Origin of the sequence: Nocardia iowensis (assembly GCF_019222765.1) — a bacterium.
GTDB classification, from domain to species: domain Bacteria; phylum Actinomycetota; class Actinomycetes; order Mycobacteriales; family Mycobacteriaceae; genus Nocardia; species Nocardia iowensis.
The window spans coordinates 5598434-5624375 of record NZ_CP078145.1 but is presented as its reverse complement, the minus strand read 5'-3'; the positions used below and the strand labels follow the sequence as shown (position 1 = coordinate 5624375).

General features: G+C 67.7%; 24 protein-coding genes. 13 read left to right on the top strand and 11 right to left on the bottom strand.

Annotated elements, in window-relative coordinates; genetic code table 11:
- Nucleotides 1–62: 62 nt before the first annotated feature.
- The 6 genes from KV110_RS25840 to KV110_RS25815 form a co-directional block, all read right to left on the bottom strand.
- Entirely contained in the window at nt 63–1022 is a 960-nt protein-coding gene (locus tag KV110_RS25840) for a helix-turn-helix transcriptional regulator (RefSeq protein WP_218469858.1), read from the bottom strand.
- 58 nt (nt 1023–1080) lie between these two features.
- The gene (locus tag KV110_RS25835; protein WP_218469857.1) at nt 1081–1359 is read right to left on the bottom strand and encodes a hypothetical protein; all 279 of its coding nucleotides are present in this window, start codon (nt 1357–1359) and stop codon (nt 1081–1083) included.
- Nucleotides 1360–1562: 203 nt separating this feature from the next.
- Entirely contained in the window at nt 1563–4835 is a 3273-nt protein-coding gene (locus tag KV110_RS25830) for a beta-phosphoglucomutase family hydrolase (RefSeq protein WP_218478879.1), read from the bottom strand.
- A 122-nt stretch (nt 4836–4957) separates the two neighbouring features.
- Nucleotides 4958–5602, bottom strand: coding sequence for a formylglycine-generating enzyme family protein (locus KV110_RS25825; RefSeq protein WP_218478878.1), 645 nt, complete (start codon nt 5600–5602; stop codon nt 4958–4960).
- Nucleotides 5603–5607: 5 nt separating this feature from the next.
- Nucleotides 5608–6138, bottom strand: coding sequence for a GtrA family protein (locus tag KV110_RS25820; RefSeq protein ID WP_218469856.1), 531 nt, complete (start codon nt 6136–6138; stop codon nt 5608–5610).
- Nucleotides 6139–6445: 307 nt separating this feature from the next.
- Complete coding sequence (locus KV110_RS25815) at nt 6446–7192, bottom strand: cysteine hydrolase family protein (RefSeq protein WP_218469855.1); 747 nt, start codon at nt 7190–7192, stop codon at nt 6446–6448.
- A 216-nt stretch (nt 7193–7408) separates the two neighbouring features.
- Between KV110_RS25815 and KV110_RS25810 the strand changes: the two genes are divergently transcribed.
- The 4 genes from KV110_RS25810 to KV110_RS25795 all read left to right on the top strand — a co-directional run bounded on the left by KV110_RS25810 (nt 7409) and on the right by KV110_RS25795 (nt 12159).
- Nucleotides 7409–9352 (top strand): APC family permease, encoded by a 1944-nt coding sequence (locus KV110_RS25810; protein ID WP_218469854.1) that lies wholly within the window; start codon nt 7409–7411, stop codon nt 9350–9352.
- A gap of 83 nt (nt 9353–9435) precedes the next feature.
- A complete protein-coding gene (locus tag KV110_RS25805) occupies nt 9436–10239 on the top strand; it encodes an ArsR/SmtB family transcription factor (protein ID WP_246633978.1) in 804 nt (267 codons plus the stop codon).
- 262 nt (nt 10240–10501) lie between these two features.
- Entirely contained in the window at nt 10502–11665 is a 1164-nt protein-coding gene (locus KV110_RS25800) for an epoxide hydrolase family protein (protein WP_218469852.1), read from the top strand.
- A gap of 104 nt (nt 11666–11769) precedes the next feature.
- The gene (locus KV110_RS25795; RefSeq protein WP_218469851.1) at nt 11770–12159 is read left to right on the top strand and encodes a PPOX class F420-dependent oxidoreductase; all 390 of its coding nucleotides are present in this window, start codon (nt 11770–11772) and stop codon (nt 12157–12159) included.
- 34 nt (nt 12160–12193) lie between these two features.
- Here KV110_RS25795 and KV110_RS25790 read toward each other — a convergent pair whose 3' ends face one another.
- Nucleotides 12194–12457, bottom strand: coding sequence for a helix-turn-helix transcriptional regulator (locus KV110_RS25790; protein WP_218469850.1), 264 nt, complete (start codon nt 12455–12457; stop codon nt 12194–12196).
- 75 nt (nt 12458–12532) lie between these two features.
- Between KV110_RS25790 and map the strand changes: the two genes are divergently transcribed.
- Entirely contained in the window at nt 12533–13300 is a 768-nt protein-coding gene (map, locus tag KV110_RS25785) for a type I methionyl aminopeptidase (protein WP_218469849.1), read from the top strand.
- Nucleotides 13301–13344: 44 nt separating this feature from the next.
- Here the strand turns inward: map and KV110_RS25780 are convergent, their stop codons facing one another.
- Nucleotides 13345–14064 carry a VOC family protein gene (locus KV110_RS25780; RefSeq protein ID WP_218469848.1) on the bottom strand — a complete coding sequence of 240 codons (720 nt, stop codon included), beginning with the start codon at nt 14062–14064 and terminating at the stop codon, nt 13345–13347.
- Between the two features lie 114 nt (nt 14065–14178).
- Here KV110_RS25780 and KV110_RS25775 point away from each other — a divergent pair, with 114 nt between their 5' ends.
- On the top strand, nt 14179–14727 hold the full coding sequence (locus KV110_RS25775; RefSeq protein ID WP_218469847.1) for a PadR family transcriptional regulator: 549 nt from the start codon (nt 14179–14181) through the stop codon (nt 14725–14727).
- A gap of 36 nt (nt 14728–14763) precedes the next feature.
- Here the strand turns inward: KV110_RS25775 and KV110_RS25770 are convergent, their stop codons facing one another.
- Together KV110_RS25770 and KV110_RS25765 are read right to left on the bottom strand one after the other, a co-directional pair.
- Nucleotides 14764–16080: a metallopeptidase TldD-related protein gene (locus tag KV110_RS25770; RefSeq protein ID WP_218478876.1), complete on the bottom strand. Its 1317-nt coding sequence runs from the start codon at nt 16078–16080 to the stop codon at nt 14764–14766.
- A 68-nt stretch (nt 16081–16148) separates the two neighbouring features.
- A complete protein-coding gene (locus KV110_RS25765; protein ID WP_393539818.1) occupies nt 16149–17678 on the bottom strand; it encodes a TldD/PmbA family protein in 1530 nt (509 codons plus the stop codon).
- Nucleotides 17679–17876: 198 nt separating this feature from the next.
- Here KV110_RS25765 and KV110_RS25760 point away from each other — a divergent pair, with 198 nt between their 5' ends.
- A complete protein-coding gene (locus KV110_RS25760) occupies nt 17877–18521 on the top strand; it encodes a TetR/AcrR family transcriptional regulator (protein WP_246633977.1) in 645 nt (214 codons plus the stop codon).
- Here the strand turns inward: KV110_RS25760 and KV110_RS25755 are convergent, their stop codons facing one another.
- Nucleotides 18522–19289, bottom strand: a complete 768-nt coding sequence (locus KV110_RS25755) for a TSUP family transporter (protein WP_218469846.1) — start codon at nt 19287–19289, stop codon at nt 18522–18524.
- A gap of 183 nt (nt 19290–19472) precedes the next feature.
- Here KV110_RS25755 and KV110_RS25750 point away from each other — a divergent pair, with 183 nt between their 5' ends.
- From KV110_RS25750 to lnt, 6 genes are all read left to right on the top strand, one after another.
- Entirely contained in the window at nt 19473–20648 is a 1176-nt protein-coding gene (locus tag KV110_RS25750; protein WP_218469845.1) for a sensor histidine kinase, read from the top strand.
- 49 nt (nt 20649–20697) lie between these two features.
- Complete coding sequence (locus KV110_RS25745; protein WP_218469844.1) at nt 20698–21357, top strand: response regulator; 660 nt, start codon at nt 20698–20700, stop codon at nt 21355–21357.
- Nucleotides 21358–21443: 86 nt separating this feature from the next.
- A complete protein-coding gene (locus KV110_RS25740) occupies nt 21444–21926 on the top strand; it encodes an FxsA family protein (protein ID WP_218469843.1) in 483 nt (160 codons plus the stop codon).
- 76 nt (nt 21927–22002) lie between these two features.
- Nucleotides 22003–22254: a ribbon-helix-helix protein, CopG family gene (locus KV110_RS25735; RefSeq protein WP_218469842.1), complete on the top strand. Its 252-nt coding sequence runs from the start codon at nt 22003–22005 to the stop codon at nt 22252–22254.
- 108 nt (nt 22255–22362) lie between these two features.
- Complete coding sequence (locus KV110_RS25730; RefSeq protein ID WP_218469841.1) at nt 22363–23958, top strand: amidohydrolase; 1596 nt, start codon at nt 22363–22365, stop codon at nt 23956–23958.
- Between the two features lie 167 nt (nt 23959–24125).
- Complete coding sequence (gene lnt, locus KV110_RS25725; protein WP_246633976.1) at nt 24126–25760, top strand: apolipoprotein N-acyltransferase; 1635 nt, start codon at nt 24126–24128, stop codon at nt 25758–25760.
- Nucleotides 25761–25942: the final 182 nt, after the last annotated feature.

The window sequence follows — 25942 nt, the reverse complement described above, 5'->3', positions numbered from 1 at the left end:
GGCGGAAATTCGCCGGTCGGGGCCGGGTTTCTGTTGTCACCGAATTCCGCTGCTCCGCCGTTTCATTCGTGACCGGCCGCCCTGCGGAATCGATCGGCGGTCACCAGCAGCTGTTCGGCGAGTTCAGGCGCGTCGAGTACCTCGAAATCAACATCGGCAAGGCCGAGATAGAACGTGAGCAGCTGCGGCGTATCCGAACCCACCTGAACCACACAGTGATCGGGCCCGTCCGGCTCGACGGTCACCGCCGCCGGAAGCTTTGCTCGAATCTCGCTCGCGGGCGCCGCCATCCGCACGGTCGCGCGATACCGCCAGGTTGCCGCGCCGACGCCACGCTGCACCCGCTCGGCGATCTCGGCCTCCGGCACCACGCGCGGCGTGAACCGCGGACCGTTCGGCGTCTTCGGCGCCATCCGGTCGACGCGGAAGGTGCGCCAGTCGCCGCGTCCGGGATCCCACGCGGCCAGATACCAGTGGCCGCGCCAGTGCACCAGCCGATGCGGCTCCACATCGCGACGCGACGGTGTGCCGGAATGTGTTTCGTAGTCGAAGCGCAGCCGCTCGCTGGCCCGGATCGCACCGGCGACCGCGGTGAGCACCGCGGCGTCGACCGTGGGCCTGCCGACGCCGGGCACGTGCACGGTGGCCGAGGTCAGCGCTTCGACCCGGTGGCGCAGCCGGGAAGGCAGCACCTGCTGCAGTTTCACCAGCGCGCGGACCGATGTCTCCTCGATCCCGGTGACCGCGCCATTGGCCGCGGTGGCCAGCCCGACCGCCACCGCGACGGCCTCGTCGTCATCGAGCAGCAGCGGCGGCAACGCGGAACCAGCGCCGAGCCGGTAGCCGCCCGCGACGCCCGGCGTGGCGTGCACGGGGTAGCCCAGGGTCCGCAGGCGTTCGATGTCCGTGCGGACCGTACGGGTGGACACCCCGAGTCGCTCGGCGAGGACGGGTCCGGTCCAGTCGCGATGCAGTTGCAGCAGTGAGAGCAGTCGAAGCAGCCGCGCGGAGGTCTCCAGCATTCCTCGATCATCGCAGCAATCGCGGAAGGTTATCTTCCGCGATCGAACGCCGACCCGGTCAGCCGACGATCGCGTTCATGATCGTGCCCGCGCTGGTGGCGACGACGCCGCCGATCATGGCTCCGGCGAGCATCTTCGGCGAGTCGAGCGGGCCGCCGCTCCACTTCTCCCAGGCGAAGCGGCCACCGGCGTAGGTGATTCCGGCGACCCCGGACAGCAGGACCAGCCAGGTGAGGTAGCGGACCATCTGCAGGATCTTGTCCGAGACCGGCGGTGCCTCCGGGGTCGGATTGCCGATCTGCGCGAGGAGGGCGTCGTGCACAGCGATGATTACCATGTATACGCTCGCTTCGGGTCGATGTGACACCTGCGGGAGGCATCACGGGCGCGTTGTCTGGGTGATAGCCATGCCTATACCGGACAGTATGTGCGGCGCCGAAGATTTCGTGGAGCGTACGAAAGAACCTGTCCGAAATGTCCGATCACTGATTCAGTGCGGGGTTCTGAACAGGCAGTAGTTCAACACCGTTCGCGGTGCGCTCACCGTGGCGTCGCCGACGCCGTCCTCGGCCCACGGCCGTCTGCTCGGTTTGCTGCCGAAGCCAGTGCGACGTCCCAGGTCTGGCCGGAGGACAGGGTCTTCTCGGTGTCCTCGACGCGGACGCGGATCGGTGCGGCGGCGCTGGGATGCAGGCGCACGGTGACCCGGGTATGCGTGAGGGTGATGGTGAGCGGCTGGCCGCGGTAGTTGAGCGTGAACGACGCCTGCGGGAGCTCGGTGGGCAGCACCGGGTGCAGGCGCAGTACGTCGTGGCGGGTTTCGACGCCGCCGTAGCAGCGCAGCACCATGTCGGCCGTCCCCGCCATCGCCCCGATATGCACGCCTTCGCGGGTGGTGCCGCCCTGGGTGTCGGCCAAGTCGGCGTCGAGGGCCTGGGTGAACAGCCGCCAGGACAGCGCACGGTCGGTCCGGGCCAGCACCCACGCGTGCACCAGGCGACTCAGCGTGGATCCGTGGCTGGTACGGGCCAGGTAGTAGTCGACGGTCCGGGGGATGAGCTCCGGTGGCAACGCGTAGCCGAGACGATCGAAGATGTCCCGCAGCTCCTCGGCGGAGAACAGGTAGAACAGCATCAGTACATCGGCTTGCTTGGACAGCTTGTAGCGGTTGGTGGTGTCGCCCTCGGCCTGCAGGATCAAATCGAGACGGCCGATATTGCCGTAGCGGGATCGATACCGGTCCCAGTCGAATTCGGCCAAGTCCTCGTAGCCGTCGAACTGGCTGATAATGCCGTCGGCATGGAACGGGATCCGCAGACGTCGGCTGATTCGGTCCCAGTGCGCCGGTTCGTCCTGCCGCAATCGCAACCGATTCCACAGCAGATCGCAGTCCCGCCCGGTGAGCAGTTCCACCACGTCACCGGCCCGCGCGAGGATCCAGGCGGTCAGCACATTGGTGTAGGTGTTGTTGCGCAGGCCCAGGCCCGGCGCGTCCGGGTAACCGTCGTGATACTCGTCCGGCCCCATCACCCCGCGGATGTCGAAGCGATCCTCGACCGGGTCGTGCTCGGCGAGACCCGCGAACAGCCGCGCCACCTCGATGAGGATCTCGGCACCGTAGTCGGCGAGGAAACCCAGGTCGGCGGTGGCCTCGTAGTACTGCCACACGCTGTAGGCGATGGCGAGTCCGATGTGGCGCTGGCGATGCGAGTTGTCCGGCATCCATTGGCCGTTGCGAATATTGAACAGCGTGCTCGGCGTCTCCTCCCGCCCGTCACTGCCGCTCTGCCAGGGGAACAGCGCGCCGTCGAGCCCTTCGGCGCGGGCCGCGGCGCGAGCACGCGGGAGCCGCCGGTACCGGTACAGCAGAAAAGCGCGGGTCAGCGCGGGCCGCCGCAGCGTCAGCATCGGATAGACGAACAGCTCGTCCCAGAAGATGTGACCGCGATAGGCCTCGCCGTGCAGTCCGCGCGCGGGCAGCCCGGCATCGATATCGGGACCGGCGGCGACGGTGGCTTGCAGCACGTGAAAGACGTGCAGGTTCAAGGCGAGTCGGTGCGAGCGGCCATCGCTCAGCCGGATGCCGAAGCGCTCCCACAGCTGCGTCCACGCATCGACATGCGCCTCGAGCAGGGCGGCGAAGTCGGGTGTTTCGCCGATCCGGTTGGCAACGTCCGAGGCAGCGGTGGACAGCCCGCGGTCGCGGGAGGTGGCCGCGGCCGCGATCTTATCGATGGTGACCGGCCGACCCTGGTGCAGTTCGAGCGTGAATTCGTGTCCGGGGCAGGCGTTCTCGGCAAGAAACCGGCGATCCGTCACCGTGGCGCAGGTACGGGTGCGGGCCGCCATGGCAATCGTGAGGCCGGATTGGTTGGTGATCGCCTCGTACAGCACAGTGTCGCAATCGAGTTCGGCATTGCCGCCGGGGCGCAGATGGTTGTGCGCCAAGCCGCGGTCGGCGACCACATTGCGGTTGGCCACCTGCCCGTTGATCGCCGACGCCACGGTGATCGTCCCGGTCCAATCCTCGGCTTCGACAGTGAGTTCCAGCGCCGCGAGGTGCGGATCGGTCACCGACTGGAATTGCCGTGAGGTGATCCGAGTGGTGCGGCCCGCGCTGTCGCGGTAGCGGTTGCTGCGGGTGAGCACACCGGCACGCAGATCGAGATCCTGGTGGTGGCTGAGCATTTCGGGCGAACCGGGGCGCAGCACGGGCCCGTCGGTGGGCCGAATCGTCAGGAACGCCCAGTCGGGAGCGTTGACTAGATGCTCGGTCTCGAAGGGATGACCGTGGAGATCGGACGTGACCCGATTGTAGATACCGGCGAGGTAGGTTCCGGGATAGTGCACCGAATCTGCCGTGGTGCCGGGTACCGCCGCCCGCGTGCCCCAATATCCATTGCCCAACGTGCACAACGCTTCCCGGGTACCTTCCTGGGCCGGGTCGAATCGGTCGTAGACCAGATCCCAGCCGCCGGGGCCCGCCGTGGTCGCACCGCCGCACCAGCGGGCTTGGCCGTGGCCGTCCGCGGTGGCGTGCGCGTCCGCGGTCAGCGGCAGGGTGGTGAGGTCGCTGACAACGATGTCGGCTCCGGCGGCTTCGAGTTGTGCTGCGGTGTCGTCGGCGGTCCCGGTATGGTCGACCCCCACGACGAGGCCGAAGCCGCCCGCGGCGGCGGCCTGGACGCCCGCGGTGGCGTCCTCCATGACCACGGCATCGATCGGATCGACGCGCAGGCGGCGCGCCGCTTCGACGAACATGGCGGGATCGGGCTTGCCGGGCAACCCCATCCGCACCGCATCGTTGCCGTCGACGCGGGCCGTGAAGTATCCGGTGATACCCGCCGCGTCGAGAACCGCGATGCTGTTGCGACTCGACGTCACCAGCGCGGTCGGCACCCGCGCCGACCGGAGCCGTTCGAGCAACTCCCGCGCGTCGGGAAACACGTGCACCCCGACACGGTCCAGCTCGGTCGCGAACAACTCCTGCTTACGCGCCGAGAGTCCGGCGACGGTCAGCTGGTCCGGGCCGTCGTCCGGCTCGCCCTCGGGCAGCTCCAGGTCGCGAGCCTTCAGGAAGGCGCGCACCCCGTCTTCCCGGCTGCGGCCGTCGACCCACTTGCGGTAGTCCGCGTCGACATCGAATGGTGCTGCCGCACCGTCGAGTTCGGGCAGCACCTGGTCGAACAGCGACTTCCACGCGGCGGCGTGCACCGCGGCGGTGTCGGTGATCACGCCATCCATGTCGAAGATGACCGCACCGTAGTCGTCGGCGGTCCGGCCGGGCGTCGCGGGTAGATTGTCGAGCCGCATCGCCAAGCCCGCCGTCGGCTTCGAATGCGGCGGATCAAGGGGACGTCGCCATGCGTCGCACACCTAACCGATCGTGCATGGGACCGCGCGGACGAGCAAGTGCGGTGGTCAGCGCCGGTAGATCAGGGCACGATCGACCGGGCGAGGCGCAATCCCACGTCGTCCAGGTGCAGGGTGGGGTGGCTGCGGCGGCGGACCGAAGCCCGGCAACTCCAGTGCTCGTCGAACCAGCCGCCGCCGCGCAGCACCCGGTAGCTGCCGTAGACCTCGGCGTCGTAGATGTCCCAGCACCAGTCCCAGGTGTTGCCCAGCATGTCGTACAGGCCCCACGCGTTGGGGCGCTTGCCGCCCACCTCGTGCACGTGCTCGTCCGAATTGCCGCGGTACCAGGCGATTTCATCGAGCGGGCCGTAGCGCGGGCCGGTGCTGCCCGCACGGCAGGCGTGCTCCCACTCGGCCTCGGTCGGCAGTCGGTAACCGTCGGCGGCGGCGTTCCACTCGGCGTCCTCGTCGGCGAGGTGATACGCGGGTGTCATCCCCTCCTGGATCGACAGGGTATTGCAGAACCGCACCGCGTCCCACCAGGAAACACTGTCGACAGGCAGATAATCGCCGTGGCTGCTGCTCGGTCGTTCGCCGGTGACCTGCGCGTACTGCTCCTGCGTGACCGGAACCGCTGCCATCAGCAATGGCGCGACCTCGACCGGCCAGCTGCGCTGCGTGCGCCGGTCCGACAGAGTCACCTGTCCCGGCGGGATGGCAACCAGCACGGTCAGGCTCGCGTCTCGGCAACCGGTTCGGCACGTTCGATGGCAGGCTCCATCGAATCGGGGAAAACGAATCTGCGCATGGCCCACCAGCGGAAAACGGTGGCGAGCAGGGTGCCGATGATGCTCGCGCTGACGAAGTCGGCGATGTTCTCCACCAAGACCGACACGTGCGGTGTGCGGAGCTCGAACAGGTAGGCCGAAACCGCCAGCGGCAACTGGTTGATCACCATGCCGACGCCGGCCACCAGAAAGAACAGTGCCGCTTCGTGACGGCGCTCCCGACCGCCGCGCGCGGTGAACGCCCACTCCCGGTTCAGCACATAGGACACCACGGTCGCGATCAGCACGGCCACCACGTTCGCGGTGACCGGCTTCCCGTCCAGCACAGTCCATTTCAGGCCGAAGAAGAGCACCGAGGTCGTCACGAAGGCGATCGCGCCGACGGTCAGGAACTTCAGCAACTCCGCATTCCGCACGAACACCGACAGCATTCGGCTCGGTACCCGCGCGGCGACGATCTGGGCCAAGAACATCGGAACAGGCTAGCCCAGCGGTAATTCGGTGGTAGCGGGCGGACCGTTAGCGCGAGGTGGCTCATCGGCGAATTCTTCGCATGCGACGGTTGACAGCGAAGCGAACAGTTTGGGCACGACGGGCCGGTGATGTTGCTAATTCGTTATCTATGAACAACTTTCGGACGGTAATTCCGGTGGAAGAACGCGGCCCCGTCGCTCGTGCAAATGCACGGGCGCATGAGCTCACCGATCGCGTCTTCGCTCGGTGCGCCGAACGGCCGGAAGTGTGAGAGCCTCATGTATCGAGGCCGGGGCCCAGAGGAAATTACTCGGACACTGGTCGGCACGACCGCGGGGCCTCAGCTATCTGCTGAGGTCCCCGCTGTGCATTCGGTGCCGAGGGGATTGGGCCGCTCCAATATTCGGGATCACGCCCGTAGTCGCGGGTGGTGTACGCCCGATCCCACGGTGCGTCCGGTGCCAGCAATTCCCGCCATGGGGCGACTTCGACGTAAAGGACGCGCATGGCATTCAGTGAGCCGTAGTGCAGCGCCGGACCGTCGGTGGTGACGGCGTCGTCCGGCACGCCGACCTCGAAGTTGCGTTCCAGGGCGGCGCGCACGGTGGCTTCGATGCAGACATTGGTCTGCAGGCCCGCGACCACCAGCCGGTGCACGCCCAGGTTGCGCAGCAGTGGCTCCAGTTCGGTGTAGGCGAAGAAGCTGTGCCGGGTTTTGAACAGGACCAGGTCGCCCTGCTGTGGCGTGACGGCATCCAGGATCCGGGTCTTCCATTCGCGGTGCTCGGTGGCCAGTTTCGGCACCAGATGCCTGCGATGTTGGAGATGGCGGCGTGGGCGCGGACCGATGCCGACCGACCCGGCCGGAGCGGGGACCATGCGCGAGTAGATGATCGGAAGTTCCCGGCGGCGCGCGTGAACGGCCAGGTCGGCGCATTCGCGGACCACCTCGTCGAGTCGCCAGATCGGCGGCCAGCCCAATGCGTCGCGGACACCGTCGTCGGCGATGTAGGTGTTCTGGAGGTCGATCATGAGGACCGCGGTCTCGATCATCGGTGTCCTCCGCGTACGTCGAGGGAACCCTTGTCCTCAGGGTAAGGACTGGGCCGGGGCCGACGTCGGGAAATGGGCGTCGCGCTCGCGGTCGGTGGGCAAGCGCGACACCACGGTGGCGGGTCTGTCGTTGCCTTCGGTGGCGACCTGGCCCGCGTAGATTGTTCTCGGATCTGGACGGGACTCCGGGCGACCGGACCGACGCTCAGGAGTTCGGTGACGACCACCTCGGAGAAGCTCTCGTCCTGGCTGCTGGCCGGCGCCGACGACGAGCAGCACGCCCGCCATCCCGGCCCGCACCGCCGGGTCGACGCCCCCGATCAGCAGCGGCCCTGGTGGAAGGTGATGTGCCTGACCGGTGTCGACTACTTCTCGACACTGGGCTATCAGCCGGGGATCGCGGCGGTCGCCGCCGGCGTGCTCTCACCGTTGGCGACGCTGGTGCTCGTCGCCCTGACGTTGCTCGGCGCGTTGCCGGTGTACCGGCGGGTGGCCGGGGAGAGCCCGCACGGTGGTGGTTCGCTGGCGATGTTCAGCCGGTTTCTGTCCAAGTGGACGGGCAAGCTGTTCATCCTGGTGCTATTGGGTTTCGCGGCAACGGATTTCATCATCACGATGACGCTGTCCGCCGCCGACGGCGCGGCGCATATCGTGCAGAATCCGTTCACGCCCGCGCCGCTGCACGATCATCCGCTGCTCATTACCTTCATCCTGCTCGGGCTGCTCGCAGCCGTGTTCCTGAAGGGGTTCGGTGAGGCGATCGGCATCGCGGTCGCGCTGGTCGGCACGTACTTGGCGCTGAACGTGGTGGTCGCCGCGGTCGGGCTGTGGCAGGTGTTCACCGCGAGCGGGCTGATCGTGGACTGGACGCACGCGATGACCACGCAGCACGGTGATGTCCTCGCCATGGTCGGTATCGCGCTGCTGGTCTTTCCGAAGCTGGCGCTCGGCTTGTCCGGTTTCGAGACCGGGGTTGCGGTGATGCCGCAGATCGCCGGCGCACCAGGGGAATCCGAGGACGATCCGGTCACCCGGATCGCGGGTGCGCGCAAACTGCTGACCACCGCGGCGCTGATCATGAGTGCGTTCCTGATCGTCTCCAGCTTCATCACCGTCGTGCTCATTCCGGAACGGGAATTCCAGAGCGGCGGTGCGGCGAACGGCCGTGCGCTCGCGTATCTGGCGCACGAATACCTGGGCAACGCCTTCGGCACGATCTACGACGTGAGCACGATCGCGATCCTGTGGTTCGCGGGCGCCTCGGCGATGGCCGGGCTGCTGAATCTGGTACCGCGATACCTGCCCCGGTTCGGGATGGCGCCCGAGTGGGCGCGGGCGGTGCGGCCCCTCGTGCTGGTGTTCGCGGTGATCGCGTTCGGCATCACCTGGTATTTCGATGCCGACGTCGATGCGCAGGGCGCGGCGTACGCGACCGGCGTGCTGGTGTTGATCACCTCCGCCGCCGTCGCGGTGACCCTGTCGGCGGCGCGAAAGGGGGAGCGCGCCAAAGTGTTCGGGTTCGGCACGGTTGCGGCGGTGTTCGTCTACACGACGATCGTGAACATCTTCGAGCGACCCGAAGGGGTGCAACTGGCGTCGCTGTTCATCGTCACGATCATCGTGGTGTCGTTCGCGTCCCGGGTCCGGCGCGCCTTCGAGTTGCGCGCCATCGAGGTGACGTTCGACGAGACCGCACGCCGGTTTCTCGATGAGGCGGCGGCGGCCGGGGTGATCCGGATCGTCACCCACGACTTCGAGCACCGCGGGCCGGACGAGTACGCCCGGAAAGAGGCGCAGCAGTGCTGGGAAAGCCACATCCCGAAGGGTGATCGGATCCTCTTCCTCGAGGTCATCGTGCAGGACCCCTCCGAGTTCAGCACCGATCTGCGGGTGACCGGTGTCGAGGTGGGCCGCTATCGGATTCTCCGGGTCGAGGCGGCGGCCGTCCCCAACTCGATCGCCGCGATTCTGCTCTCCATCCGTGACCACACCGGCCTGCAACCTCATGTCTATTTCGAATGGTCCGAAGGCAATCCGATCGTCAACCTGCTGAAGTTCCTGTTCGTCGGCGAGGGCGAGGACGCGCCGGTCACCAGGGAAATCCTGCGCCGCGCCGAGCGGGTCCCGGGCCGACGGCCACACGTGCACGTCGACAGTTAGCGGCTCGCCGCACCACTCGAGCTCCGCTCGCGAGAGAACGCTCGCCGTTGACATGTGACCATTTGGTCACATATTGTCGTGAGGTGGCAGATGACGACCTGGCGTTCAAAGCGCTCGCCGATCCGAGTCGCCGGTTCCTGCTCGACCTGCTGTTCGCCCGCGACGGTCGCACGCTGGGGGAGTTGGAGTCGGAGCTGGCGATGACCCGATTCGGTGTCGCGAAGCATCTACGGGTGCTCGAGGACGCGGGGCTGGTGGTCACCCGCCGCTCGGGCCGGGAGAAGTTGCACTTCCTCAATCCGGTGCCGATCCGGCTGATCCACGACCGGTGGATCGGCAAATACACCGAGCGGGCCGCGGCAGCGCTCGTCGACCTCAAGTACGAACTGGAGCAAGCCATGACATCAGGAGCCGACACCACGGCCCGCACCGTGAACGTCTATCGGGTCTACATCAAGGCGACCCCGCAGGCGATCTGGGACGCCATCACCAAGCCGGAGTGGACCGTGAAATTCGGTTACCAGGCACCGGTCGAATACGACCTGCGTCCGGGCGGCGCGTTCCGTGGGCTGGCCAGTGCCGCGATGAAAGAGCTCGGTGCGCCGAATGTGGTGATCGACGGCGAGGTGATCGAGGCCGACCCGCCGCGTCGGCTCGTACAGACCTGGCGCGCACTGTTTCTCGGCGAAGACTTCACCCGGCTCACCTACGAGATCGAAGAAGGGGGTGACGGCGTCTCGGTGCTGACCGTCACCCACGATGTGACCGGGGCACCGCAGACCGCGGCCCAATGCGGCGGTCAGCTGCCGGGCGCGGGCGGCGGCTGGAACCAGACGTTGAGCGATCTGAAGACCCTGCTGGAGACCGGAAAGTCCCTGTACGCCTGAGCAATTGATAGCTGCCGTGCACCCGGACGCCCATGTGGCGCCGGGTGCACGGGCTGATTGCCGACACCCGCTACGCGCGGCTGGGCGGTCGAAGGTTCCATAAGGCATGCTCTCACGTAGATATGCGCATCTAGGAATGTATCACTAGAAAGCGATCGGGTTCAGCGCAACCGAATACGTTGGATACCGGAAACCAAAAAACTTGCCTGGACCGGGCTAATGCGGAAGTAGGTCTTCCGCGATTGCCGCGAGAGTAGTTCTCATGACGAACACAGCGATCCGCCCCTTCCGCATCGACATTCCGCAGGCCGAGCTCGATGAGCTGCGCGATCGGCTCGCGCACACGCGGCTGCCGCATGCGGTACCGGGGACCGAAAACGATTGGCGGCGTGGCATAGCGCCTGCCTACCTGGCGGAACTGGCCGAGTACTGGCGGGATGGGTTCGACTGGCGGGTGCAGGAGGCGAAGCTCAATGCGCATGACCAGTTCACGACCGAAATCGACGGGCAGACGATTCATTTCATTCATGTGCGGTCGGCGCAGTCCGGGGCGGTGCCGCTGCTGATCACGCACGGGTATCCGAGTTCGGTGGTCGAATTCCTCGATCTGATCGGACCTTTGACGGATCCGATCGCGCACGGTGGCGATGCGGCGGACGCGTTTCATGTGGTGATTCCGTCGCTGCCGGGGTTCGGGTTCTCCACACCGCTGGCGTCGACCGGGTGGGAGTTGGCACGGACGACAGAGGCTTTCGCGGAACTGATGACGCGGCTCGGTTACGAGAAGTTCGTGGCGCAAGGCGGCGATGTGGGGGCGGGAGTGACCGGCCGGCTGGCCGCGAACTATCCGGAGCGGGTCATCGCGACGCATGTGAACAGCGACCAGGGGATGCTCGGTCTGGTGGGTGAGCAACTGCCGATGCCGGACGGTCTCACCAATGCCGAGTTGGCGCAGATCAAAGCCGCGCAAGTGCAGTGGTCGGAACAGAAGGGTTACCTGGTGCTCCAGTCCACCCAGCCGAACGCGATCGCCGCCGCGTTGACCGACTCACCGATCACTCAATTGGCTTGGATCGCTGAGAAATTCCAGGTCTGGACCGACCCGGCTCGCTCGGGTGGCGAGGCGGTGGACCGTGATCTGCTGCTGACCAATATCAGCATCTACTGGTTCACCCGCAGCGGCGCTTCCGCCGCCCAGTTCCTCTGGGAGACCGCGCATTCCGGCATGGCCTGGACTGCTCCGTCGGGCGTGCCGCAAGGGTGGGCCGTCTTCAACACGAATCCGTTGATGGCGCGGGTGATGAACCCGGGCGGGTATATCGAGCACTTCACCGAGTACGCGGAAGGCGGGCACTTCGCCGCGCTGGAGCAGCCGCAGCTGTTCGTCGACGACGTGCGCTCCTTCTTCCGCGCCTATCGAGGTTGAGTCGTACCGGCGGGCGCGGACCGGCCGGTACGTCGCCGCGCGTACTGCGAAATTGAGTCCGTGGACGGATGCTGCGCCCGACCCGGCGGCCTACCGTTCTCGATATGACATGGAACGAGCTGGGCGCGAGCAAATTCGCGCTGCTGACGACCTACAAGAAGGACGGCACCCCGGTGGGCACGCCGGTGTGGGTGGCGCCGGACGGCGACCGGATCGTCGTCTGGACCAACTCGAAGACCTGGAAGGTCAAGCGCATCCGGCGCACTCCCGACGTGACATTGCAGCAGTCGGACGCGCGCGGACGCCCGAAGGGCGACGAGGTATTCACGGGCACCGCAACGCTCCTCGACGCCGAGGGCACTCAGCGGGTCCGCGATCTCGTCTCCCGCAAGTACGGCATCATCGGCACGGTCCTCATCAAACTGCACAAGCTGTTCCGCGGCCTCGACGGCTCCGTCGGCCTCGCCATCACCCGGCAGCCGAACGGCTCATGATCACGATGCCACCACCACGTCCCGTTGATCATGGTCAGGCGGATTGGGCGAGGCCTGCGGCGCGCCAGGTGTCGGCGAGGTCTTGGAGGGGGAGGCCGAGGACGAGACTGAGCGCGACGACCGTGCCGAAGGCGGGGGAGGGGAGGCGGCCGGTCTCGATCTTGCGCAGTGTTTCCGGCGAGATGCCCGCCGCGCGGGCGACGTCGGCGAGGTCGCGGTCGGCGCGGGCCGCGCGCAGGGCGGTGCCGAGGCGACGACCTGCGTCGATCTGAGCCGGGGTCAACGGGAGACGGACCATGTGATCAGAGTATGGCTGGTATTTAAATACCGCAAGCGCTACGGTGGTATTAAAATACCGAGATAGGGGAAATTGATGGTGGAGTTGAAGACGCCCGGTGAGATCGAGCGGATGCGGGTCACCGGGCAGTTCGTTGCCGAGGTGCTGGGCGAGCTGCGCGGGCTCGCCCAGGTGGGGGTGAACCTGCTGGAGTTGGAAGCCCATGTGCGCGAGCGGATTCGGCAGCGCGGCGCGGAGTCCTGCTACTGGGATTACTCGCCGTCGTTCGGCCGTGGCCCGTTCCGCAATACCGTCTGCCTCTCGGTCAACGACGCGGTGCTGCATGGGCTTCCGTTCGACTACCAGCTGCGCGACGGTGATGTGCTCACCATGGACTTGGCTGTCGGCATCGACGGCTGGGTCAGTGATGCGGCGACCACCGTCGTGGTCGGCGCCGCGGCCGAGGAGGACCTGCGTCTGGTGCGGGCCACCGAGGAGGCACTCGCCGCGGCAATCTCGGTTGCGGTGCCGGGCAACCACATCGGCGACATCTCCGCCGCCATCTCCGCTGTCGCACGCGACTACGGCTACCCGGTGAACACGGAATTCGGCGGTCACGGACTGGGCCGGACCATGCACGAGGATCCGCACGTGCCCAACTATGGCCGCCCGGGCCGCGGCTATCGACTGCGCCCCGGCCTCGCCATCGCCATCGAGCCCTGGTTCGCCCGCACCACCGCCCGCATCATCACCGACCCGGACGGTTGGACCCTCCGTTCCGCCGATGGCTCCCGCACTGCCCACTCCGAACACACCGTAGCCATCACCGAAGACGGTCCGGACGTGCTGACCCGCGCGGCGTAGGTCCTTGCGGATGGTGGCCGAGGGGGCCACCATCCGGGTCGGGACTACTCGGAGTCGTCCAGCCACTGCTGCAGGTTCGTGGCAATCTCGAGGTGCTTCGCGATCTCGGCCCGCTCATCGTCGGTGAGATCGAGTCCCGCTATCTCGCCGCGCAATTCGGCGGCACGGGCCGAATTGCCCATCGCCACAGCCAGTTCCGCGAGCTCGGCCAACGCATGGGCTTTGTCGAGCGTCGACGCGGTGGCGGCGAAGCGGCGCAGTCCGGACTCGATGGTTTTGCGGGCCGCCTCGTCGTCCTCCTTGGAGAAGCGCAGGATCCGCGCGTTGTCCAGAACCCGTTGCAGCCCTTCTAGTTTGCGGGAACCGCCGTACTCGTATTCCGGTTCGTCGCGTTGGATGTAGGTGATCGAGTTCCCGCCGGGATCGACCACGGTGAAGCGTGTCTGGCCCGGACGGAAGCGGCTGATGCGCGGGATGCCACGCGCGGGGATTTTGCCGTAGTGCTCGCGCAATGCGGCGCTGAATTCCGCATGCAAGGTCGCCACCTCGTCCACGTAGACCAGGCAGCCGTAATCGATCTCCTCGGCGCTGCGGCCGTCCTTCTTGTCGCGGTAGAAGTTCAGTTCGTAGCCGTTGCGTTCCACCGAGCCGTAGACGTAGGGGCTGGTCTGCTCATAGGTCTTTTTGTAGCCGAGTACCCGATAGAACTCGAGCGTCTCGGTCAGGTTGCCGCCCCACATCACCGGTACCACCGTGTCGCCCATGAAATCCTCCCACTACCTGCGGTAATCAATTTTGACTACCCGAGATTAGAGTCGGTGCGGCGCGGAAGTCAAGTTTGACTACTGTAGAAATTTCCTATCTGAAGGAGGTCGTCCATGTCGGCTGTGCGCCTGTTGGTGCTGGGGGTGATGCGCCTGCGTCAGCCCACCTACGGCTACGCCGTGCGGCGCGAATTACTGTCCTGGCGTGCCGAAACGTGGACGAACGTCAAACCGGGTTCGATCTATCACGCGCTGAAACAGCTGACCCAGGAAGGCAAGCTGAGCGCGTACGGCACCGAGGGCAGTAGCGAGGGGCCAGGCCGCACGCTGTTCCAGCTGACCGAGGACGGCGAAGCCGAGTTCCTGAAGTTGATGGACGAGGCGCTGGTCAGCATCGACATGGAGGAGCTCGGCGCGGGCATCGCGTTCATGGACGCACTGCCCCGCGCGCACGTGATCGAGAAGCTGCGGGAGCAACGGCGCCGCAGCGAGGAGGTCCGCACCGGACTGCTCGAGATGATCCCGAGTTTCCCCGGTCGCGACGAGCCGCCGCACTCGACGGACCTGCTGGAACTGTGGAGCAGCGTCTTCGGGAACCTCGCTGGCTGGACCGACGGTGTCCTGGAACGGCTCGAGGCGGGGGAGTACCGAATGTCCGATTGACCGGGCAAGCCGCAGGGCGAGGACCCCGTCGGGTGATCAGGTCGCCTGGCTGACCGAGGACATGTGGAAGTCGGGGATTCGCAAGGGCGGCATGGCCGTTCGAGTGAACCAGTCCTTCCACTCGCGGGGGAGAGTGATCTCGGTGGCCCCCGCCTCGGTGGTGCGGCGCAGCAGGTCCAGCGGACTCTCGTTGAAGCGGAAGTTGTTGACCGCGGCGGTGACTTCGCCGTTCTCGATGAGGTAGACACCGTCGCGGGTCAGCCCGGTGAGCAGCATGCTGGCCGGGTCCACTTCGCGGATGTACCAGAGCGTGGTGAGTAGCAGGCCACGTTCGGTGCGGGCGATCATCTGGTCGAGCGAGGCGTCGGAGCCGCCGGTGAGTAGCAGGTTTTCGCCGGGAACCGTGGTGGGAGCGTCGAATTCGGCGGCGGTGGCGCGCGGGTAGACCAGCGATTGGATGACGCCCTCGCGCACCCAGTCGACCCGCTCGGCACGCAGGCCGTTGTCGAAGACCGACATCGCCTGGGAGGACGCGGAAGTCGCGACGAACGGCTGATATTCCAGCCCGCTCGCGCTCGGGTCCGAGTAGAGCGTCAGCGGAATGTCGGTGAGCCGCTCGCCGATTCGGGTGCCGCCCGCGCGGGAGAACGCGGTGTGACCCTCGTGCGCGCCGCGACCCTCCATCTCCCAGTTCATGTAGATCATCAGGTCGGCGACGGTGGAGGGCGGCATGAGGGTTTCGTAGCGGCCCGCTGGCAGGTCGACCTTGCGCTTGGCCCAGTCCAAGCGCCGGGACAGCTCGGTGAGCATGCCCGGCACGTCGACGTCGGTGAAGTCGGCGGTGCCGACACCGACCCAGGCGCTCGCCAAGTCGGCTCCCTCGCCACGCTTCCCGTTGATCTCCACCGACCCGGTGGGCTGGACGAAGCGCCGCCGAAGTCCGGTCGAGGTGCCCAGCCAGGTGGTGTGCATCGTGTGGTGGGCGAAACCGTAGAGACGGTCGCTGTTGTCGAAGCCGGTGGACAGGTCGCGGGCGAGGTCGGTGAACACTTCGATGCCGGTGCTGCCCGGCGGGTCGGTCCAGTCGTCGACCGGAGCGTCCGGTTCGAGCAGCGGCATCGCGTCCCTGGCGGGTTCGGCGGTGCGGGCCGCCTGCTCGCTCCGGCGCACCACCGCTTCGATTTCGGCGGGGTCGACGCTGGTGGAACCGATGGTGCCGACGCGCGCCGAATGCGGGCCGTCGCGGAATATCGAAACGACGGACCATTCCCGCGACACCGACGACCCGTTGGTGGTCATCGAATTCCCAGCCCATCGCAGCGACGCGTCATATGCGTCGGTGACGATGACCATCGCCTCGTCGGCGCGGGACAGGGCGAGCGCCCGCTCGACGACCTCGCCCGCGGCAATAACGTGCACGCTCACTGTCCCGCCTCCGTCCGGGTGTTCAAAATGTTGATGCCGCGCACCAGGACCGACGGGCAGCCGTGACTGACCGCCGCGACCTGGCCGGGTTGCGCCTTGCCGCAGTTGAACGCGCCGCCGAGCTGCCAGGTGGACCGCCCGCCGACCGCCTCCATGGCGCCCCAGAAGTCGGTGGTGGTCGCCTGGTAGGCGACGTCACGAACCTGGCCGTCCAGCTTGCCGTCGCGGATCCGGAAGAACCGCTGGCCGGTGAACTGGAAGTTGTAGCGCTGCATGTCGATCGACCAGGACTTGTCGCCGACGATGTAGAGGCCGTTGTCGACCCGGGAGATGAGTTCCTCGGTGCTGGTGTCGCGCTCGGGGTCGGGTTGCAGCGAGACGTTCGCCATCCGCTGGATCGGGACGTGGTGCGCGGAGTCCGCGTAGGAGCAGCCGTTGGAGCGGTCAAGGCCGAGGCGCGGGGCGAAGACCCGGTCGAGTTGGTAGCCGACCAGGATGCCGTCGCGCACCAGATCCCAGCGTTGTCCGGCGACGCCCTCGTCGTCGTAGCCGACGCTGGCCAGGCCGTGCGTCTCGGTGCGGTCGCCGGTGACGTGCATGATCGGCGTGCCGTACTGCAGGGTGCCGAGCTTGTCGGGGGTGGCGAACGAGGTGCCCGCGTAGGCGGATTCGTAACCGATGGCCCGGTCGTACTCGGTGGCGTGGCCGATGGACTCGTGGATGGTCAGCCACAGGTTGCTCGGGTCGATGACCAGGTCGGTCGGGCCCGCGGTGACGGTCGGCGCCTTCACCTTCTCGGCGAGCCATTCCGGGATGCGCGCGAGTTCGCCCTGCCAGTCCCAGATTCCGTCGGCGCCGGTGACGTACTCCCAGCCGCGGCCTGCCGGGGCGGCCAGCGTGCGCATCGTTTCGAATACGCCCGCCGCGGAGTCGACCGTGGTCGCCTCGAGCTGCGGATGCAGCCGGACCCGCTGCTGGGTGATGGTCGAGCCCGCGGTGTCGGCGTAGAAGGTCTGTTCCTTCACCTGCAGCAGGCCCGCGGTGACGTGGTCGACGCCGTCCGCGCCGGACAGTCGTTCCGAATAGTCCTGCAGCAGTGCGACCTTGTCGGTGGTCGGCACGGTGAACGGGTCGAGGTCGTAGGCCGATACCCAGAACACGTTGTCGTAGATCGGCTCGTCGGCGAGTTCGACCCGTTCGCGGTTGAGTGCGCGCAAGGTCGTCGCCACCGTCACCGCGGTACGGGCCACCTCGACGGCCGTGTCCGGGGTCAGCGCGGCGTGCGAGGCGAAACCCCACGTCCCGTCGACGATCACCCGGACCGCGAAACCGAGCTCGGCGTTGTCGGAGATCGACTCGACCCGCCCATCACGCAGCCGGATCGACTGGGTGACCAGCCGATGCACCCGAAGGTCGGCGTGCTCGGCGCCCGCCGCCTTCGCCGCGGTCAATGCGGCGTCGGCGAGCGCGGCCAGTGGCAGGTCGAGGAACTCGGCGTCCACATCCTTGGAAGTCGCGATGCTCACTCGGTCCAACCTAGTCGGTCGGGTGGTAGTGCACCTGCGCCTGCCGCGAATACACGCCGTGCCATCTTGCATCGAGTGCAAACCAGCATGAAATGCACAGTGGCACAGAATGAACCGCAGGCCGGTGGGCGGGGTGAACGGCACGCGCGGAACCTGCGCTTACCGCGTCTGCCTCGCGAAATGCCGTACTGTGCCCGCGTGCCGCCATCCGCCCTTCGTGACCGCAAACGCGAACGTACCCGCCGAGCCCTGCTCGAGGCAGCCGTAGAGCTTTTCGAGACGAGAGGCTATGAAGAAACGACGGTGGCCGACATCGCCGCGGTGGCCGATGTCGGGACCCGCACCTTCTTCAACTACTTCGCCAGCAAGGAAGAATTACTCTTCCCGGAGACGGACGAACGGGTGCGCGCCGCGGTGGCCGCGATCGCCAGCCGGCGGCCGGGGGAGCGGCCGGTCGAGGTGTTGCTGCGGGCATTGCGCGCGGCCGGGGACAATCCCGGCGAGCATCTGGTCGACGACCTGAACGCTCGGATCGCCGCGTTGCGCGCGCAGGTGTCGCGCACCGTGCCATCGGTGAGTGGCCGGGCCGCGCACGCGCAGCTGGTCGCGCAGCGGGAGATTGCCCGTCAGTTGCATGTGGCGTTTCCGGCCGAACTGGACGAGGTCGGTGCCGCGGCATTGGTCGGTGCGGTCGTCGGCGCGGTATCCGGTGCGCTCACCGTGCTGTTCCAGCAGCCGCTGAACGGTACGGAGGACGGGGAGCGGCTGCACAAGCGGATCCACGAGACGACCTCCCGGGTGCTGAAGCCGTGGCTCGCGTCGCAGGTCGAAACGCGGGCCTGATCAGCCGAACTGCTGCCAGCCCAGCCGGATCACCATCCCGACGACCACCACCAGCAGCACGACGCGAACGAACTTCGCGCCATTGCGCAACGCCATGTGCGAGCCGACGATCGCGCCCGCCACATTGCCCACCGCCATGGCCGCGCCGAGCGCCCACAGGATGTTGCCGGTGGCGCCGAAGAAGATCAGCGCGCCGACATTGGAGCCGCAGTTGATCACCTTGGCCATCGCGGCGGCGCGGACGAACTCGGTGCCGAGCAGGGTGGCGAAGGTGATGATCAGGAACGTGCCGGTGCCGGGACCGAGCAGGCCGTCGTAGAAGCCGACGAGGCCCGCGGCCAGCGCGATCGTGAGAATGAACTTGCGCCGCGTCGGCGGATGGGTGGCGAGGGTGACGCCGATCGACGGGCGCAGCGTGACGAATACCGCGACCGCGACGAGCACCACCATCACGATCGGAATGAACAGGTCGCGGTCGATCAACGACACCGCGGCGGCACCGGTTCCTGAGGTGACCGCGGCGATCGCCGCGGCCGGTAGCAGCACCCGCCAGCGCATCGGGACCTTCCTGGCGAAGGTCACCACCGAGGCGCCGGTGCCTGCCACCGCGGCCATCTTGTTGGTGCCGAGCGCGGTCTGCGGTGTGATGGTCGGCGCTACCAGGAACAGCGTCGGCAGGATGATCAAGCCGCCGCCGCCGACCACCGCGTCCACCCAGCCCGCGGCCGTCGCCGCGGTCAACAACACCACCCAATCGCCGATCTGCACGCGGTCAGCCAACCAGATCGGGTGTCCAGGACCAGTTAGCAGTCCAGTGCGGGCGCACTCGGTGCATGACCGCGGCTCGACCGGACGCTGATGTGTGCGGCACACACTGCCGAGTGCGACCGTGGCGGAAGCGGCACGCGGCGGGTGCGCTGGGATACCGGACGGTAGACCTAGGCTGAAGTCGTGCGTCGGTTCAGTCTGTGGCTTCGCGGGAAGCCCATCGTTGCGGATTCGATGCTGGCGTTCGTCCTGTTCGTGCTCGAAGTCTTCGGGGTCACCACCGCGGAGAGCAAGGTCGCGTTTCTCGCGATCGGGGTGTTCTTGCCGCTGCCGCTGGTGTTCCGGCGGATATACCCGAAGGCGATGTCGGCGGTGACGCTGCTGCTGTCGTTCACCGCGACCGCGGTGCAGTATGTGACCGACGACCACAAGGCCGAGCACATCACTTTGTTCAGCCTCGGCATCATGCTCTACACGCTGGTCGCCTACGTCGGGCGGCGGGACGGGCTGTGGTTCGCGGCCGGTCTGGTGGTCGACAGTGTGTTGTCGTACGCGGCGGTGGCGGACAAACCGGCCAGCGACGGCATCTTCACCGTGATGTTCTTCGCGCTGTGCTGGACCTTGGCGGAATTCATCGGCGCGCGGCATGCCTACGACACCGAGGTCGCGGCGCGGCTCGCGGTCGCCGACTACGACAAGGAGCGCCGGGCGCACGACGCGGTCTCCGCCGAGCGAACGCGCATCGCACGGGAATTGCACGACGTGGTCGCGCACGCGGTGAGCGTGATCATCGTGCAGGCCGATGGTGCGCGATATGCGCTGCGCCGCGATCCCGACGCGGCCGAGCAGGCGCTCACCACCATCGCGGGCACCGGGCGGGAGGCGCTGCGCGAATTGCGCCGGACCGTCGCACTGCTGCGCACCGAACACGCGCCCGACCAGTTGCCCCAGCACGGGACCGCGGGTCTGGCGAAGGTGGTCGAGATGATGCGCGGCACCGGCCTGGCCGTGGAACTCGAATTGACCGGCGAACTCGACGACATCGCGCCGGAGGTCAGCCTCGGTGTGCACCGCATCGTGCAGGAATCGCTCACCAACACCTTGCGGCACGCGGGCCCGCACCCCAAGGCGTGGGTGCGGATTCGCCGCCGCGACACCGACGTGACCGTCGACATCACCGACACCGGCGGCGTCCCCCTCGACGAGCCCGCGATCCGCATCAAAGGCAGCGGCATGGGTCTGGTCGGCATGCGCGAACGCATCGCCGTCCTGGGCGGCACCCTGGAAACCGGCCGTTCCCCCGACGGCGCCTGGCAAGTCCAAGCCACCATCCCCCTCAACCCCGGCTTCCCGGAGTAGCCGCGGCGGGCAAGCAGAGGTGCGGGGGTAGGCACGTTAGATTAGGGGCGTGCCGATCACCGTTCTCGTTGTGGATGACCAGGAACTCATGCGTATGGGGTTGAAGATGGTGCTCGGCGCGCACCCGGACATCGAGGTGATCGGGGAGGCGGCGAATGGGGCGGCCGCGGTCAGCCGGGCGGCGGAGTTGCGGCCCGATGTGGTGTTGATGGATGTGCGGATGCCCGTGGTGGACGGTGTCACCGCGACCAGCCGGATCGTCGAAGCGGGGCACGGTTGCCGCGTGCTCGTGATGACCACCTTCGACCTCGACGAACACGCCCTCGGTGCGTTGCGCGCCGGAGCCAGCGGCTTCCTGCTGAAGGACACCCCGCCGGAGGACTTGATCTCCGCCATCCGCAGCGTGGCCGGCGGCGACGCGGTGGTGTCCCCGAAGGTGACCAAGCGCCTACTGGACCGGCTCATCGCCGAAGACCCGGCCCGCATGCGCGACCCCGGCGTCCTCGACGTGCTCACCGCCCGCGAACGCGAAGTACTCGAGCAGATCGCCGCAGGCCGCTCGAACGCCGAAATCGCCGAGCAGCTCTTCCTTTCCGAGGCGACAGTCAAAACCCACGTCGGCCGCGTACTCACCAAACTCGGCCTCCGCGACCGAGTTCAGGCCGTAGTGCTGGCCTACGAAACCGGCCTGGTCCGCCCCGGCGGTTAGCAGGTCTCAGCGGGCTCTCAGGCGGAATCGGGAGAAAAACGGGGGCGTCGGGCGTTGCAAGAGGTAGATCGTCCGAAAGGATCGCCATGCCCGCCCTAGTATTCGTCCTCTATGTGATCACCGAGATCGCCGCGCTGGTCGCCGTCGGCCAGTGGCTCGGTGTGCTGCCCGCCATCCTGCTGTTGATCGCCGGATCGACCGCGGGCATGCTGCTGGTCGGTGCGCAGGGGCGGCGGGTGTTCGAGCAGTTCCGGCGGGCCGGGCGTGGCGAGATTGCGCCGGGTACCGCGGTGGCCGACGGCGCGCTGGTCGCGGCGGGCGGGGTGCTGATGTTCGTGCCCGGCCTGGTCACCTCGCTGTTCGGGCTGCTTTTGCTGTTGCCGCCGACGCGGTTCCTGGTGCGTCCGCTGGTCACCGCGTTCGCCGCACGCCGGTTCGGCAAGCTGGCCGCCGCCGTCCCGTATCGCGGGGTGGTGATCGACGGCGACGAGGTGGTGGACGGCGTTGTCGTGCAGCAGTGGTACGACGACGGCCAGGGCAACGCCCACCGTGCGATTACCAAGCCGTAGTGTCCCGATTACCAACGAGTAGTAAAGGTCCTCGCGAACGCTAGGGTTCCGGGCAAAACAGGACTATGGTGGCGCGATGGCCACCGAGCAACTCACCATCACGGTGAGCGAGGAGCTAGCCGCCGCAGTGAAGAAAGCGGCGGCTGCTGCCGGACAATCGATTTCCGGATTCACCGCCGCCGCATTGCGGCTGGAACTGATCGCCGTCGAAGCGGGATGCAGGCCCGGACCGGGTCGCGGGTCCGGCGGTCCGTCGCAATTCGCCGAAGTGATGACGGTGCTGGCATGTCCGGAGGACGTGGCACCGCAGCCGATACTGAACGGCTGACCTGAACGCCTGAATCGGGCGTACGGCAGACTGGTCACTCGTGAGTGAGCGAACCATCGGCACAGTGGGCGTACGCACGACGGAACCGAGCGTCAGCGAGGTGGAGTCGTGAGTACCCAGTTGCTGATCGGCGGTCGCTTCTACAGTTCTAGTTCCCCCGACGCGACGGCGATGGCGGTAACCGACGGAACCGTGGTCTGGCTCGGCGCCGAACAGCCGGGCCGGGCGCTGCACCCGGACGCCGAGATCATCGATCTCGATGGCGCTTTCGTGGCACCCGCGTTCGTCGACCCGCACGTGCACGTCACCGCGCTGGGACTGAAACTCACCGGACTCGACCTGTCGGCGGCCCGCTCCCTCGACCACTGCCTGGCCCTGCTCAGCGACTTCGCCGCAGCCCACCCCGATGGCGCGATTCTCGGCGACGGCTGGGACGAAACCACCTGGCCGGAGGGCCGCCCGCCCACGATCGAGGAGATCGACAAGGCGGCGGGCGCACGGCACGTGTACCTGGCCCGGGTAGACGCGCACTCCGCCGTGGTGTCCTCGGCCCTGCTCGACACGCTGCCCCGGGTCACCGCCACCGACGGATTCACCCGCGGCGAGCCGGTGCGCGCGGCCGCCCACCACCTGGTGCGGACCGCGGTGCTCGCGGAATTGGATCGGGCACAACGGGATCGGGCCAGGACGGCCGCACTGGACCACGCGGCCGCGCACGGCATCGTCGCGGTGCACGAATGCGCGGGCCCGGAAATCGCCGGGCGCACCGACATTCGCGAACTGCTCGACTTCCGGCACGGTGTGGAGGTGCGGGCGTACTGGGGCGAAGCAGTGCACAGCGCGGACGAGGCGCGCGCACTGGTGGACGAACTCGGCGTGCACGCGCTCGGCGGCGACCTGTTCGTCGACGGTTCTTTCGGCTCACACACCGCCTGGCTGCGCGACCCGTACGCCGACGACCCGGGCATCGGTCGCGCCTACCTCGACGCCGACACCATCGCCGCCCACGTCCGCGCCTGCACCGAGGCGGGCATCCAGGCCGGTTTCCACGTCATCGGCGATGCGGCCATGGACGCGATCATCGCCGGATTCGGCCGCGTCGTCACCGGATTCGGCGGCCCCGCCGTCGCCGCTCGCGGCCACCGCATCGAACACGCCGAACTCCTCGACGCCGACCAGATCGCCAAGCTCGCCTCCTGGGGCGTCATCGCCAGCGTCCAACCAGGATTCGACGCGGCGTGGGGCGGCACCGACGGCATGTACGCCGCCCGCCTCGGCGCCGAACGCGCCGCCGCGCTGAATCCCTTCGCCGCCATGGCTGCCGCGGGCATCTCGCTGGCCATCGGCTCCGACGCCCCGGTCACCCCGCTCGACCCCTGGTCCGCGGTCCGCGCCGCCGCCAACCATCGCACCCCCGGCCACGCCCTGTCGCCACGCGCCGCCTTCGCCGCCGCCACCCGTGGCGCCTGGCGGGCCGGTGGCGTCCGGGACGGGGTTGCGGGCACCCTGGTCCCCGGCGCCCCCGCCTCCTACGCGGTGTGGGACGCCGACCAACTCGTCGTCGCCGCGGCCGCCGACTCCGTCCAGCGCTGGTCGACCGACCCGCGCTCGCGCGTGCCCGGATTGCCTCCGCTGGAATCGGATTCGCCGCTGCCGACCTGTTTGCGTACCGTGCACCGTGGAGTGACCATCCATGAGGCCTGAACGCGCCGCCCCAGGCAGCCGACCCGCGCGGCTGCGCGATTCAGGAGTCCTGACTACCGCGACGTGCGCGCCGCCGAGAGGCACGCCTCCTGCCGATTTCGGTAGCGCCGAACAGGCTGTGGCCGGAAGCGTCGGCCCGACGAACCCGCACGGGAAGGCGACAACCCGTGCTGCGTGAGCGACTCTCGTCCTTCGCCGACGGGCCGACCCGGTATCCGGTGCTGTGGCGCTCGGTCTCGGCGGTGCTGGCCGGCCTGCTGCTCTTCGGCAGCTTCCCGCCCCGGCCGTGGTGGTTCCTCGCGCCGCTGGGTATCGCGGTACTCACGTTGACCGTGCGCGGAACCGGACGACTGCGCGCCGGGTTCGGGTATGGATTCCTGGCCGGGCTCGCGTTCTTCGTACCGCTGCTGCCGTGGACCGGGATCTACGTGGGACCGCTGCCGTGGCTGGCGCTTTCGGCGGTGTGTGCGGTCTACATCGGGTTGTTCGGACTGGTGACGCGGCTCGTCGGGGCGTTGCCCGGCTGGCCGCTGTGGGTGGCCTCGGCATGGGTCACCGCGGAGTGGGTGCGATCGAGTTTCCCGTTCGGCGGATTTCCGTGGGGCCGTTTGGCATTCGGGCAGGCCGACGGATGGTTCCTGGCGCTGGCCGCGATCGGCGGTGCGCCACTGGTCAGCTTCGCGGTGGCGCTCACCGGAACCGGCGCGGCGGCGGTGCTCCTGCTGGTGCGTTCGACGCTGCGTACCCGATCTTCGGCCGCACGTCGATCCGCGAACCCGCGCCTCGGATTCGCCACCGCGGCAGTCGCCTTGGCGATCATGCCGATCGCGGGCCTGGCGCTCGGGTCCGCCCTGCCCGATCCGGACCACGGCGACCGGACGATCACCGTCGCAGCGATCCAGGGCAGCGTGCCGCGGCTCGGCCTCGACTTCAACGCGCAACGACGGGCCGTGCTGGACAACCACGTTCGACGCACCATCGAACTGGCGCGGGCGGTCGAGGCGGGTCAGGCGAAGCGGCCGGATGTGGTGATCTGGCCGGAGAACTCCTCCGACATCGATCCGTTGCGCAACACCGACGCCGCGGCGCTGATCACCCAGGCATCCGCGCAGATCGGCGCGCCGATCCTGGTCGGGGCCGTGCTGGTGAACAGCGATCGCACCACGACGAACTCGGTGATCGTGTGGAACGGCGCCGCGGGCCCGGGGGAGCGGCACGACAAGAAGATCATCCAGCCGTTCGGCGAGTACCTGCCGATGCGCTCGTTCTTCCGGCTGTTCTCCGAATACGCCGACCGGGCCGGATATTTCGTGCCCGGCCACGGCGACGGGGTGGTGCGTGCCGACGGCATCGATATCGGCGTGGCGACCTGCTACGAGGTCGCCTTCGACCGCGCCTTCGAGGACGCGATGCGCGCGGGCGCCCAACTGCTCACGGTGCCGACGAACAACGCGACCTTCGGTGACAGCGAGATGACCTACCAGCAGCTGGCGATGTCGCGGATCAGGGCGGTCGAGCACGGCCGCGCCCTCGTTGTCGCGGCAACCTCGGGCGTCAGCGCGATCATCGGCGCGGACGGCACTGTGCGGCAAGAAAGTCCACAGTTCGTGCCCGCCGCCTTGGTCGCCGACCTGCCGCTGCGCACCAGCAACACTCTCGCTACTCATGTCGGGCCCGCGCCGGAGCGCGTTTTCGTGGCCATGACCGTCGCCGCCATGGCGGTCGTGATGGTCCGTAAGCGATCATCGAGGGCCGCAAAAAAGACCGACCGGCTCGTACAAAGTGCCGATATTCCGGGCTGAAGGTCTCGGGAAGATAACCTGTCTTCCGGTTTTTTCTGTGGTTGCTGTGGCTGACTCGTCATGTAACGAAGCGTTCGCAAGCGGGCGTTTGAGTGGCCGTAAGCGCTTGTCAGCGCACAATTTCCCGCGCATTTCCGCTGAGCAGTCTGGGCGGTTTGCGTAGTTAGCTAAAAGTTTGCTGG